The sequence below is a fragment of the Gelidibacter pelagius genome (assembly GCF_017581925.1).
Classification (GTDB): domain Bacteria; phylum Bacteroidota; class Bacteroidia; order Flavobacteriales; family Flavobacteriaceae; genus Gelidibacter; species Gelidibacter pelagius.
The window spans coordinates 68818-81424 of record NZ_JAGEVG010000012.1 but is presented as its reverse complement, the minus strand read 5'-3'; the positions used below and the strand labels follow the sequence as shown (position 1 = coordinate 81424).

13 protein-coding genes are annotated in these 12607 nt (G+C 35.7%); 8 read left to right on the top strand and 5 right to left on the bottom strand.

Annotated elements, in window-relative coordinates:
- Positions 1 to 14 precede the first annotated feature (14 nt).
- Positions 15 to 683 (bottom strand): alpha/beta hydrolase, encoded by a 669-nt coding sequence (locus J4051_RS11320; RefSeq protein WP_208233987.1) that lies wholly within the window; start codon positions 681 to 683, stop codon positions 15 to 17.
- 210 nt (positions 684 to 893) lie between these two features.
- Between J4051_RS11320 and J4051_RS11315 the strand changes: the two genes are divergently transcribed.
- Positions 894 to 1190 (top strand): N-acetyltransferase, encoded by a 297-nt coding sequence (locus tag J4051_RS11315; RefSeq protein WP_208233986.1) that lies wholly within the window; start codon positions 894 to 896, stop codon positions 1188 to 1190.
- Positions 1191 to 1226: 36 nt separating this feature from the next.
- Here J4051_RS11315 and J4051_RS11310 read toward each other — a convergent pair whose 3' ends face one another.
- The 4 genes from J4051_RS11310 to J4051_RS11295 all read right to left on the bottom strand — a co-directional run bounded on the left by J4051_RS11310 (position 1227) and on the right by J4051_RS11295 (position 5108).
- Positions 1227 to 1736, bottom strand: coding sequence for a hypothetical protein (locus J4051_RS11310; RefSeq protein ID WP_208233985.1), 510 nt, complete (start codon positions 1734 to 1736; stop codon positions 1227 to 1229).
- A gap of 123 nt (positions 1737 to 1859) precedes the next feature.
- On the bottom strand, positions 1860 to 3185 hold the full coding sequence (gene mtaB, locus J4051_RS11305) for a tRNA (N(6)-L-threonylcarbamoyladenosine(37)-C(2))-methylthiotransferase MtaB (protein ID WP_208233984.1): 1326 nt from the start codon (positions 3183 to 3185) through the stop codon (positions 1860 to 1862).
- A gap of 299 nt (positions 3186 to 3484) precedes the next feature.
- Positions 3485 to 4660 (bottom strand): GlmU family protein, encoded by a 1176-nt coding sequence (locus J4051_RS11300; RefSeq protein ID WP_208233983.1) that lies wholly within the window; start codon positions 4658 to 4660, stop codon positions 3485 to 3487.
- A 196-nt stretch (positions 4661 to 4856) separates the two neighbouring features.
- Positions 4857 to 5108 carry a type B 50S ribosomal protein L31 gene (locus tag J4051_RS11295; RefSeq protein ID WP_208233982.1) on the bottom strand — a complete coding sequence of 84 codons (252 nt, stop codon included), beginning with the start codon at positions 5106 to 5108 and terminating at the stop codon, positions 4857 to 4859.
- A gap of 238 nt (positions 5109 to 5346) precedes the next feature.
- Here J4051_RS11295 and J4051_RS11290 point away from each other — a divergent pair, with 238 nt between their 5' ends.
- From J4051_RS11290 to J4051_RS11260, 7 genes are all read left to right on the top strand, one after another.
- Entirely contained in the window at positions 5347 to 5880 is a 534-nt protein-coding gene (locus J4051_RS11290) for a DUF4199 domain-containing protein (RefSeq protein WP_208233981.1), read from the top strand.
- 40 nt (positions 5881 to 5920) lie between these two features.
- Positions 5921 to 6868 carry a glycosyltransferase family 2 protein gene (locus J4051_RS11285; protein ID WP_208233980.1) on the top strand — a complete coding sequence of 316 codons (948 nt, stop codon included), beginning with the start codon at positions 5921 to 5923 and terminating at the stop codon, positions 6866 to 6868.
- Between the two features lie 80 nt (positions 6869 to 6948).
- On the top strand, positions 6949 to 8676 hold the full coding sequence (locus J4051_RS11280) for a phospho-sugar mutase (protein ID WP_208233979.1): 1728 nt from the start codon (positions 6949 to 6951) through the stop codon (positions 8674 to 8676).
- The gene (locus J4051_RS11275; RefSeq protein WP_208233978.1) at positions 8677 to 10503 is read left to right on the top strand and encodes an ABC transporter ATP-binding protein; all 1827 of its coding nucleotides are present in this window, start codon (positions 8677 to 8679) and stop codon (positions 10501 to 10503) included. It abuts the gene before it with no gap.
- 505 nt (positions 10504 to 11008) lie between these two features.
- Positions 11009 to 11551: an RNA polymerase sigma factor gene (locus J4051_RS11270; RefSeq protein ID WP_208233977.1), complete on the top strand. Its 543-nt coding sequence runs from the start codon at positions 11009 to 11011 to the stop codon at positions 11549 to 11551.
- A gap of 33 nt (positions 11552 to 11584) precedes the next feature.
- The gene (locus tag J4051_RS11265; RefSeq protein ID WP_208233976.1) at positions 11585 to 12109 is read left to right on the top strand and encodes a hypothetical protein; all 525 of its coding nucleotides are present in this window, start codon (positions 11585 to 11587) and stop codon (positions 12107 to 12109) included.
- On the top strand, positions 12106 to 12555 hold the full coding sequence (locus tag J4051_RS11260; protein WP_208233975.1) for a hypothetical protein: 450 nt from the start codon (positions 12106 to 12108) through the stop codon (positions 12553 to 12555). Before J4051_RS11265 ends, J4051_RS11260 begins: the two co-directional genes overlap by 4 nt.
- Positions 12556 to 12607 lie beyond the last annotated feature (52 nt).

The window sequence follows — 12607 nt, the reverse complement described above, 5'->3', positions numbered from 1 at the left end:
TAATTCAACAATATTCACTTTGAGCCTGTTATTAATTCTGGCAGATGCTTATTGAACCATTTGTATTTTGTAACGATCATGATATGCGTTCCACCCTTTACAACAATACAGTCCCCGTCGCATGAATGCGTAAAAATAGCATCCTTGTCTCCATGTATATAAATGGCATCTTCATTGGATTTTTCCTGATCCCAGAGCAACATTTCCTTGATAGCCCAATCCAGATAGCGCTTATCATTTACTGCCAGATAGGTTTTGTAAAGATCAATACGTTTGGAAATGGTTTCATTGAAGGCATACTTTTTAAGAACGTCCAAATTTGATAGCAATTGTGTTGGGGCATATTTATAGGCTTTGATAAATTTAGCAATCTTCATCCGTTTAGGTAGTTCATGGCGTGATTTGACACTGCTTACCACAATCAATTTCCTTAGCTTCATAAATTTACTCATTTCCTGCACCAAAATCCCACCAAAGGAAACCCCCAAAAGCACTGGATTCTCATGTTCGATCTTTAGAATCATCCGTTTGGCATAATTTTCCAAACTTTCATTGTCTTCAGGCATCATCCACTCCAGCCAATAAATCTTAAATTGATCTTCAGGCAATTTTATACGGTCAAATATGGTTGGTTTCGCTGCCATTCCGGGCATAAGATAAACAGGTATTATGCTTTTCTCCATTTGAAATTTTAAATCTTTATACAAACTTTTTAAACTACTGTAAATAAAAGAATGCTTGCTCAAAACTCTCGTAAGCGTTTACTTCTTAAGTATTTAACAGTCAAGAAACCGATTGCTATGGTAATTTTTCGTAAATTTGTATCGCAAAGCTATATAAAAATGTAGTGACTGCGCCTTCCAGCCCAATGAAATAAAATTAAATATATTATTATGATTGATGCAGCAGAATTAGTTGACAATGACTTCTTACGTCAATTTGAGCTTAAAGTTGAAGATGATTTGGCGAAAATCGAATACTCTCTTCAAGACCGTAAAATTTTTCTAACCAAAATGTTCATTCCTGAGTGTGTTACGTCTGAGGAATTTGAAACTAATTTCTTGATTATGGTATTTGAAAATATTTCTGAACGAAATATTAGCGTCGTACCAACGAGTCCGGAGATAGCTAAATTTGTAAGGAGGAACAGAAAGTATCAAAAGATGCTTCCAGTAGGTATCAGAATCTAAAATTAAAAATCCGAAGTTTATTCTTCGGATTTTTTTTTATCCTTTTTTCGTGTATATCAGTGTCAAATCTTTACTCTCAATCACTTCAGTTAACGCTTCATTATAAATCTTTATAGCATTCTTGTAGATAACGGTCAGTCGATTATTTGTTACAACTCCCACTGTACCATTAAATTGAATGTCTCCATTTGTATCTTGAGAATAATCCGTCGCATAACCAATAGCCCCCTCAGCACAAGTTTCTTCAACTAAATACACATCAGAAGTACCATCTTTTAAGCGAATCGTAACATTGGGGCTGAACGAATCCTCAGAAATCACAATCTCGTTGCTATCAAAGGATAGAATTTCATTCACATCACAGGATGTTTGATCCAAAAGATTTGTGGTAAACTGCGCATTATCGTTTAAAGCGATAGGGATGCCCACAGTCCAAGTCGTTAATTCCCAAGCGCCAATTACTGGGTTTCTGACTTCATTTTTTGAAGAGCTCAAAAGCAAAATCAAACTGAAAGTAAAAAAAAGTAGGCGTATAGAAGTTTTCATTTTAAATTTATTAGATGTGGGATCAACATCAAATTTATTGATAAGTGTTGATTATCTAAAAAAAAAGGGTTAAATAGCTTAAAAGCCGGACAAAAAACAGGTTAACATGTTGATAAAGAAAATTTAGTGAGTAAGAACGGAAATAAAATCAAACCTTACAATACCATCAGCATCAATTTTAGTGAGCTCTACTTGATGTAGCGTGTTTACAAGTTCCGGATTCCATGGATATTTTACTTTGACGTAGTTTTCTGTAAATCCGTGAATATAACCCTCTTTATTCTCGCCTTCAAACAAAACAGTTCTTGTGGTTCCCAATTGACTTTCGTAAAAAGCACGACGTTTTTTTACCGATAACCCTCTCAACATCTTACTGCGTTTTGCTCTCACATTTTTGGGAACAACACCTTCCATTATGGCAGCTTCAGTATTGTCACGCTCAGAATAAGTAAATACATGCAAATACGAAATATCAAGACCATTTAAAAAATTATAAGTTTCTAAAAAGAGTTCATCCGTCTCTCCCGGAAAACCAACAATTACGTCAACTCCAATACAAGCTTCTGGCATGACTTCTTTTATTTTTGAAACCCGATCTACATAAAGTTCCTTCATATATCGACGTTTCATTTTTTTAAGAATGTCGTTACTCCCACTTTGCAAAGGAATATGGAAATGTGGTACAAAAGCTCTCGATTTAGAAACCAAATCAATAGTTTCATTCTTAAGTAAATTTGGTTCAATAGAAGAAATTCGCAAACGTTCAATCCCCTCTACCTTATCCAATTCTGTCACTAAATCCAAAAAAGTATGCTCATGTTTTTTATTGCCGAATTCACCTTTGCCGTAATCGCCAATATTGACCCCTGTCAATACAATTTCCTTGATATTCTGGCTGGCAATTTCTTTAGCGTTCTCAATGACACTTTCCATAGTGTCGCTTCGCGAAATGCCTCGGGCCAATGGTATGGTGCAATAGGTACATTTATAATCGCAGCCATCTTGAACCTTTAAAAAAGCACGTGTTCTATCGCCAATGGAATAACTTCCCACATAAAAATCAGCTTCCTCTATTTCACAGGAATGCACCTCTCCCATGTCATTTTTAGAAAGGTCATTTAAATAATCGGTGATTTTGAATTTCTCTGTTGCTCCAAGCACTAAATCCACGCCATTGACATCTGCCAACTCCTGGGGCTTTAATTGCGCATAACAGCCCACCGCCGCCACAAAAGCATTAGGATTAACTTTTTGCGCTTGTTTTACGATGGATTTAAAACGTTTGTCGGCATTTTCTGTAACAGAACATGTATTGATCACATAAATATCTGCCACTTCATTAAATTCCACCCGATCAAAACCTTCATTTACGAAAGTTCTTGCAATGGTGGAGGTTTCTGAAAAATTCAGTTTGCACCCTAAAGTATAAAACGCTACTCTTTTTCTCATAATTCGGTCTTCATTTTCTAAAAATAGAAGCTTCTTTTTAAAGTAAAAATCTCTATCTCTAAAAGTAAAATACAAATTTAACTTGTTTTTGGATTTTGAAGCGCAAAGTTACGCAATTGTTTGAAAGTAATACAAATATCATACAATTAGGTAGGAAGCAGAATTCAACACGCTGGGTTGGTTTATAGCATGAATACCAGTCTAAGACAAACTAATGTTGTTCATGATGTAGCTTGTGCTCTATTCCATTTTAACAAAGAAAAAAATAGGAAACTTCGCAAAAGTTGGACGGGAATGAGTTAATCCCTTCTGAATTTTCTGGTGATTTCGAAGATGTGATTCATAATTTCTTTGTCCACATCGCAGAACTCAATTTGGCGCCTGGCCATCACCATTTTGGCCACATCAAAGGCTTTATTGGTTTGATAAGTTGTAAATCCAGAAGCACCTCCCCAACTAAAACTCGGTATGAAATTACGGGGATACCCGCTTCCAAAGATATTCGCGCTCACACCAATTACGGTTCCAGTATTGAACATGGTATTGATCCCGCATTTACTATGGTCACCCATCATAAGTCCACAGAATTGTAGTCCAGTTTTTCCAAAACTCTCGGTGGTATAGTTCCAAACTTTAACCTCAGCATAATTGTTTTTAAGATTGGAATTATTGGTATCAGCGCCCAAATTACACCATTCGCCTATCACCGAATTACCTAGAAAACCTTCATGGCCTTTATTGGCGTGAGAAAAAAGAACAGAGTTGTTAACCTCTCCTCCTATCTTAGAATACGGGCCAACTGTAGTAGGTCCATAAACTTTAGCACCCATTTTAACAATTGAATGCTCACAAAGCGCAAATGGTCCCCTAATCATGGCACCTTCCATTATTTCTGAATCCTTCCCGATATAAATTGGTCCCTTAGCGGCATTGAGGGTGGCAAATTCCAAAATAGCACCTTCTTCGAGAAAAACGTTATGTGGCGCTATGATACTATTGGTTGAAGAAATAGGTTGTGAATCCCTGCCACTTGTGACCAAATCAAAATCTTCTTGGATGGCCTCTCCGTTTTTTGAGAAAATATCCCAAACATACTCTACTTTAATTGCTTGTCCATCATACTCAATAGCGTGAAAAGCATTAAAATCAATATCTTCCTGAGCGTCCTTAGTAAAAAAAGCGATAACATCTTCACCCTGAAAAACAGCTTGATTCTCTTTGAGGTTCTTCACCAATTGCACCAACTCATTATTTGGCAGATAAGACGCATTGATCATGACGTTTTCATCCATTTCCACCATAGGGTATCTTTCGGAAAGATAATCTTCCGTAATGGTGGTTGTGGTAAATCCTAAATGCATTTCCCATTTTTCCCTAATGGTCAAAATACCTATTCTAAGATCGGCCACTGGCCGTGTAAAGGTAAAAGGCAAAAGATTATCTCTAAAAGGACCGTCAAAAAGGATGTAGTTCATTTATTAAAATAAAAGTTGGTTAGAAATCAAAATCAATATTACAGACGTAAACTCCCACCTAAGAGAAAAAACACATCTCCTTAATATTGCAACTATTTCGATTTCGAAAATTTCAAGGCTCAAAAGTAGTGTATTTATAGAAAACAAAAAAGCCTCCAGAAAATATCTGAAGGCTTTTACTATTTTGGAGACTAAATTACTTTTTGAATTTAGCGTATTTGCTTTTAAATTTATCAATACGACCAGCAGTATCTACCAACTTGGATTTACCTGTGTAGAATGGGTGAGATGTTCTTGAAATCTCCATCTTTACAAGTGGATACTCAACACCATCAACGTCAATAGTTTCATTTGTATCAGCCGTAGATTTACTTAAAAACACGTCTTCATTCGACATGTCTTTAAATGCTACAAGTCTATAATTTTCTGGATGTATACCTTTTTTCATCTCTAAATACTTTAAAATCGTTCAATTTTTGAAAGTGCAAATTTAAGTATTTTTTACAAATGCACAATACATTTGGTTTAAATTTTCACTTTTTACTACGGAATGGTTTTTACACCTCCATTTATAGCGCAAAATTAGCTCATTTAAACCGTAGATTACAAACTTAACTATAATTTGTTTGTAACGTTTTTCTATATTTGCTTACTAACTAATATATAAACTAATTAAACTAAATAATATGGAAAACTCAATTAAATCTTTAGCATTAAAATATGGCGTGTATTTAGGTTTGTTAATGATTTTAATCATGGTTCTAATGTATGTTGTAGATTTAGAACTCATGACAAAATGGTGGCTGAATATCATTTTATTCCTAATGATTTTATCTTTTGGAATTCTTTCGTCTGCAAAATCAAAAAAAATATTAGGCGGCTTTATGACCTTTAAACAAGCGTTTTCTTCGTATTTTATAACTGTAGCAATTGGCGTTCTTCTAAGCACTGCTTTTAGTATTATTCTTTTTAATATTATAGATCCTGAAGCAGCTCAGTTCTTAAAAGAGAAGATTATTGAGACCTCAACTCAAATGATGGAGAATTTTGGCGCACCTCAATCTGAAATTGACAAAGCTGCTGCTGCAATGAGTGAACAAGAGCAATTTTCAGTCATAAATCAATTAAAGTCTATTGCATGGCAATTGTTTGCATATGCAGTAATCGGCCTTATTGTTGCATTAGTGATGAGAAAATCAGAGCCAATCTCTATGAACTAATTTCACTACTTTTGATTCATTACAACTTGAAACCATTTAAATGAACATATCAGTAGTCATACCACTACTCAACGAACAGGAATCGTTAACTGAATTATATGATTGGATTGCAAAAATTATGCAGTCCAATCATTTTTCTTATGAAATCATCTTTATTGATGATGGCAGTACCGATAGTTCGTGGAAAGTCATTAAACAATTGTCAGAAAAGGACACCAATGTTAAGGGCATTCGTTTCATGCGGAATTTTGGAAAATCACAAGCACTTCACGCTGGATTTGAAAAAGCGCAAGGCGATGTAGTCATCACCATGGACGCCGATTTGCAGGATAGTCCAGAAGAAATTCCTGAACTCTATAATATGATCGTCAAAGAGCAATATGATATGGTTTCGGGATGGAAGAAAAAACGCTACGACTCAGTAGTTTCAAAAAACCTGCCTTCCAAACTTTTCAATTGGGCGGCACGCAGAACTTCAGGAGTAAAATTGAACGATTTTAACTGCGGCCTCAAAGCTTACAATCAGAACGTTATAAAAAATATTGATGTCCACGGCGAAATGCACCGTTATATTCCAGTGTTGGCCAAAAATGCAGGATTTTCAAATATCGGCGAAAAAGTAGTCCTACATCAAGCTCGAAAATATGGCACAACTAAATTTGGGATGAACCGGTTTATTCATGGTTTTCTCGACTTGTTGACTATTTGGTTTATCTCACGTTTTGCAAGACGTCCAATGCATCTTTTTGGCGCTTTGGGCGCAATTATGCTCATTATCGGACTTGGTTTCACGCTTTATCTCGGGATAGACAAACTCTTTTTAAACCCTACGGGACGTTTGATTACAGATCGACCACAATTCTATATCGCACTATCCACGATGATCATTGGAACCCAATTTTTCATTGCTGGTTTTTTGGGCGAAATCATTTTACGCAACAAAGACGACAGAAAACGTTATCTTGTTGATAGTGAATTGAATTTCTAATCCATTAAATTAATAGTCTTTAATCAATTAACATTTGCTGAATTGCCTATTTTTGTAATATTAACTTTAATCACACCGCCATGATCCACATTGAACCAAAAATTTTAGAACGTATCAACACTTGGTTAACACCAACTTTTGATAAAGAAACACAAGATAAAATCAAGGACAGTATTGCTTTTCATCCTAAAGAAATCCAAGAAGCATTTTATAAGGATTTGGAGTTTGGTACTGGCGGCATGCGAGGCGTTATGGGTGTTGGCACCAATCGCATCAACAAATATACACTTGGAAGAAATACACAAGGCCTGAGCAATTACCTGCATGAGCAGTTTCCAAATGAAACGCCTAAAGTGGTTATTGCTTATGATTGTCGCCATAACAGTAAAACCTTGGCAAAAGTTGTGGCCGATGTATTTTCAGCAAACGACATTCAAGTTTATTTGTTTGAAGATTTACGCACAACTCCAGAATTGTCTTTTTCAGTAAGACATTTGGACTGTCATTGTGGTATTGTTTTAACAGCCTCTCACAACCCTCCTGAATACAACGGATTTAAAGTATATTGGCAAGATGGTGGACAATTGGTACCACCCCAAGATGCTGCCATTGTTGACGAAATTAACAGTTTGGAGTATTCCGAAATCAATTTTAAAGCTAAGGAGAAGTTCATAAAAATTATAGGCAAAGAAGTGGACGATGCCTTTATCGACGCTTCGGTAAAGAATGGAAACTTCACAACCCAGAAAGCAAAAGACGACATCAGCGTTGTCTTTACGTCACTCCATGGAACTTCTATTGTGACCATTCCTGAAACGCTGAAACGTGCAGGTTATAAAAATGTCCATATTGTTAAAGAACAAGAAGTTCCAGATGGTGATTTTCCAACGGTAGAATCGCCAAATCCCGAAGAACCGGAAGCTTTGAAAATGGCGCTGGAACTCGCAGAAAAAGTGAATGCCGACATTGTGATTGGAACAGATCCTGACTGTGACCGTTTAGGTGTTGCCGTTAGAGATTTAGAGGGAAAATTAATCTTACTTAATGGCAATCAAGCCATGTTGGTAATGACTGATTTCCTATTAAGACAATGGAAAAAACAGGGCAAACTGGATGGCAACGAGTTTGTTGGCTCTACCATAGTTTCTACGCCAATGGTTGAAGTCTTGACAAAATCTTACGGGGTAGAATATAAAGAAGGCTTAACTGGATTTAAATGGATTGCCAAAATGATCAAGGATTTTCCTGAGCTTGACTTTATTGGAGGCGGCGAAGAGAGCTTTGGTTATATGGTTGGCGATTTTGTACGTGATAAAGATGCGGTAACCTCTACGCTATTGGCATGCGAAATAGAAGCACAGGCCAAGGCTGATGGCAGCTCATTTTATGAAACACTATTGCAATTGTACGTCACTCATGGACTTTATAAAGAGCATTTAGTTGCAATCACCAAAAAAGGTAGAGAAGGCGCCCAAGAAATTAAACAAATGATGATTGACGCCAGAGAAAATCCTTTAAAGGAAATCAATGGTTCCAAAGTAACACGGATTGAAGATTACCAAATTTCTAAAGCAAAGAATTTTATCACCAATAAAGATGAAGACATACATATCCCAAAATCAAATGTCATTATTTATTATACTGAAGATGGGAGTAAAATAGCGTTGAGACCAAGTGGCACCGAACCTAAAATAAAATTTTATATGAGCGTTAACGCACCGTTGTCTTCTGTAGAAGCTTATGCTTCTGTGGATAGTCAATTGCAGAAAAAAATTGACGCGATGCTAAAAGACATGAACCTAAGTTAAATGGAGTATTTAAAAAAGTTTTATCGGTTTATTATTCCGTATAAAAAATATGCTTACCTCAACATTTTTTTCAATATACTTTATGCGCTTTTTAGCACACTTTCATTTGTTGCCTTAATACCCGTCCTTAAGGTTATTTTTAGCGATCAACGTCCAGTTGTTGCTGAACCTACATTTGAAGGGTTTTCTGGTTTCAAAGAGTATATGGAAGATTCCCTCAATTTTTTTATAGTTGATAAAATTGAGACATACGGTGATTTCAAGGTACTGATGTTTATGGTCTCTGTGATCATTGCCATCTTTTTGCTGAAAAACCTCTTCAATTATCTCGCCATGTATTATATCACATTTTTAAGAAATGGCGTTCTAAAAGACATCAGAAATGTGCTCTTCGATAAAATAGTCACGTTGCCCCTCGCCTTCTATTCTGAAAAAACCAAAGGTGATACAATTTCTCGTGTCAGCGCTGATGTGGATGAAGTCAAAAATTCTTTTTTGTCAATTTTGGAGATGGTCGTCAGAGAGCCTCTAACCATTTTATTCTCGTTAGGAGTAATGCTTTTTATGAGTGTCAAACTTACCTTGTTTGTGTTTGTATTTATTCCTATTTCAGGTTTTATCATCTCTAAGGTTGGAAAATCGCTTAAAAAGGGCTCTTTACTGGTGCAACAAGAACAAGGCGTCTTTCTGTCGATTCTTGAAGAAACGATGTCTGGTTTGCGTATTATCAAAGCTTTTGATGTAGAACACGTCTTTGCAAAAAAGTTCGAAGATTCAAATGATCGCTACTATAAATACTCAAACAAACTTTTAAACAGACAGAATTTAGCGGCTCCCATTAGCGAGTTTTTAGGAATTATCGTTATCGGAATTTTATTGGTTTATGGTGGCTACCTGGTATTCGTGGACAACTCCATGGAAGCAAGTATTTTTTTAGGTTATATCATGTTAGCTTACAATGTACTCACACCAGCTAAAGCCATCGCTAAAGCAAGTTATGGGGTTAAAAAAGGAAACGGTGCGGCCAATCGGATTCTGGAATTTTTGGAATCTGAGAACACGATCATGGAAATTGAAAATCCTATAATTAAAAACGAATTCACATCTAACATCGCCATAGAGAACATTTCATTCAAATATGAAGATGATTTAGTACTAAAAAACTTTAATATCAATGTACCTAAAGGGAAAACTGTTGCACTCGTTGGCCAATCAGGAAGCGGTAAAAGTACCATTGCTAATTTAATTACCAGATTTTACGATGTCAATGAAGGTACCATTTCTATTGATGGCGTTGACATTAAGAACTTATCCAAAACCTCGTTGCGAGGCATGTTGGGTGTCGTGTCTCAAGATTCTATTTTGTTCAATGACACCATTGCCAACAATATTAGAATCGGAAAGCAGAATGCGAGCGATAAAGAAGTTATTGACGCCTTAAAAATTGCCAACGCTTGGGAGTTTGTAAAAGATCTCCCCAATGGTATTGACTCCAATATTGGCGATTCTGGAAATAAATTATCAGGAGGTCAAAAGCAACGTTTAAGCATTGCCCGGGCGGTCCTAAAAAACCCTCCTATTATGATTTTGGATGAAGCCACTTCTGCATTAGATACAGAAAGTGAGCGTTTGGTCCAATCTGCCCTGGAAAACATGATGCGCAACAGAACCTCGATTGTCATAGCCCATAGATTATCAACCATCCAAAATGCCGACGAAATTATAGTGATGCAAAAAGGAGAGATTGTTGAACAGGGTAAACACAATGAACTCATTGAAAAAAATGGCGTTTACAAAATGTTGGTGGATATGCAAAGTTTCGAGTAAGCCTATTCAATTATTAAAACAAAAAATCATCTAATAAGGAAGCTTTGGAATGGGCTTGATCACCGATCTCTTTCAGCGTTTATCAGATCAAGGAGATTGATAAATTAGCTTACAAAAACATTTAGAAAGAAGTAATTTATCCTGCTAAAAAACGGGATTATCCTGATAGCTATCGGGACAATCATCTGTTTTATATGAGGAGAGTTGCTCATTTTTAAAACAGAGTTCTACTAATAAGAAAAGGATGCCACTACCAATGCGCATCCTTTTCATTTTATTGCCAGTGCTTAGGGAGACACTGACGATTAAGTAGGTTAGGTAGGTGTAAACTTATTACTTTTAATAATACTACACAAGGAAAAAATGCGATTCATCGATAAATTTTACCCTTAATCGAGTTTTTAAGATGCAATTGATTGATTATCAGTTAAAAGATTTTAAGAAAACTTTAGAACAATTGAATTAAACTTTTCATACCTTCCACAGTCTTATAAAAAACGTTTTTGTGCAGGGCGACGAAGAACTCATTTTAAGATTAACATCAAAAGCAACTAAAGACGCTGCTTTTAAGGAATTGCTTACACTATATAAGGAACGGTTGTATTGGCATATTCGGAAAATAGTTGTGAGTCATGATGATACTGATGATGTCTTACAAAACACCTTTATCAAAGTCTATAAAAATATCCATAGTTTTAAGGGTGAGAGCAAATTATTCTCATGGATCTACCGCATTGCAACCAATGAGGCCTTTTCGCACCTAAAACGTCATTCAAAATTGAAGAGCATTGGTAGTCAGGAATTACAAGATCATACCATTGATAATCTTGAAGCCGATGTTTATTTTGAAGGTGACGAAATTCAGTTGAAATTACAAAAAGCCATCGCAACTTTACCCCAAAAACAAAAACTGGTATTCAATATGCGGTATTTTGATGATTTGAAATACTCTGAAATGTCAGAGATATTGGAAACTAGTGAAGGAGCATTAAAAGCTTCTTATCACATTGCCGTGAAAAAAATAGAGTCTTATTTAACCAGCGATTAAACCTTTTGCGAAATAAAAAGTCATAGTAATAGCATGAAGAAAAGTCAGTTACATAATATTAAGGAAACTGGGTTTACGACCCCTGATTCTTATTTTGATACTTTTGATCAGCACTTGTTAGATAAACTGGCCGTTCAGAAAGATATGGCATCTATGACGGGCACTGGTTTCAAAGTTCCTGAGAATTACTTTGAAGATTTTGATGTCAAATTACAAGCACGTCTTAAAAAAGAAGAGGAACTAAAAGATACATCTAAAATCATACCGATGATACCATGGCGAAATGTTGCCGTCATTTCAGGTGTTGCTGCCACTTTGTTGTTGATGTTTACAGTGTTTTTTAAATCTGATGATCCACTATCCATCAATCAGGTTGAGACCGCTTCCATCGAAGATTATTTAAATAATGAAAATCTCAACATTGATGATATTGCAACGCTTTTAAATGAAGACGATCTGGTCTTAGAGAACTTTGTATCTAATACACTTACAGAAGAGTCCTTAGAAAACTACCTTCTTAACAATACTTCCATTGAAGATTTAATATTTGGAAAATGAAAAAGATAACAATCATTTTATTTGTGGTTTTGACCTCTTGGTCAACATTCTCACAAGACTCAGATAAAAGAGAAAAAATAAAGTCGCTTAAAGTCGCTTTTATTACTGAGCGTTTGGCATTGACCCAAACAGAAGCCCAGAAATTCTGGCCTATCTACAATGCTTATGAATCTGAAAAAGATACACAACGAAGACTTGGCTATGAAAAAAGGAAACAGATTTCAGAAAACATCTCTGAAGCAGAAGCCAAAGTTATGTTGAATGATCTTATCAAATTTGAAAGAAATAGAGAGAATTTACGTATCGATTTTATCGAAAATCTCTTGAAACAAAATGTGTTACCGGCGAAGAAAATTCTTCAGCTGAAAACAGCTGAGGATGAATTCAACCGAAAGATGCTCCAAGAGTACAGGAAGCGTCATGGTGATCAACATGGGAAACAATGATTAGAGTCTCAAACTTCAAAGAGTAAAAATTCCAAATTCCAAAACTAAATAA

What these genes read in the sequence shown, in the direction of transcription:
- J4051_RS11320 (WP_208233987.1), bottom strand. Translation starts at nt 683, where the DNA reads ATGGAGAAAAGCATAATACCTGTTTATCTTATGCCCGGAATGGCAGCG.
- J4051_RS11315 (WP_208233986.1), top strand. Translation starts at nt 894, where the DNA reads ATGATTGATGCAGCAGAATTAGTTGACAATGACTTCTTACGTCAATTT.
- J4051_RS11290 (WP_208233981.1), top strand. Translation starts at nt 5,347, where the DNA reads ATGGAAAACTCAATTAAATCTTTAGCATTAAAATATGGCGTGTATTTA.
- J4051_RS11280 (WP_208233979.1), top strand. Translation starts at nt 6,949, where the DNA reads ATGATCCACATTGAACCAAAAATTTTAGAACGTATCAACACTTGGTTA.
- J4051_RS11265 (WP_208233976.1), top strand. Translation starts at nt 11,585, where the DNA reads ATGAAGAAAAGTCAGTTACATAATATTAAGGAAACTGGGTTTACGACC.
- J4051_RS11275 (WP_208233978.1), top strand. Translation starts at nt 8,677, where the DNA reads ATGGAGTATTTAAAAAAGTTTTATCGGTTTATTATTCCGTATAAAAAA.
- J4051_RS11300 (WP_208233983.1), bottom strand. Translation starts at nt 4,660, where the DNA reads ATGAACTACATCCTTTTTGACGGTCCTTTTAGAGATAATCTTTTGCCT.
- J4051_RS11310 (WP_208233985.1), bottom strand. Translation starts at nt 1,736, where the DNA reads ATGAAAACTTCTATACGCCTACTTTTTTTTACTTTCAGTTTGATTTTG.
- mtaB (WP_208233984.1), bottom strand. Translation starts at nt 3,185, where the DNA reads ATGAGAAAAAGAGTAGCGTTTTATACTTTAGGGTGCAAACTGAATTTT.
- J4051_RS11295 (WP_208233982.1), bottom strand. Translation starts at nt 5,108, where the DNA reads ATGAAAAAAGGTATACATCCAGAAAATTATAGACTTGTAGCATTTAAA.
- J4051_RS11285 (WP_208233980.1), top strand. Translation starts at nt 5,921, where the DNA reads ATGAACATATCAGTAGTCATACCACTACTCAACGAACAGGAATCGTTA.
- J4051_RS11260 (WP_208233975.1), top strand. Translation starts at nt 12,106, where the DNA reads ATGAAAAAGATAACAATCATTTTATTTGTGGTTTTGACCTCTTGGTCA.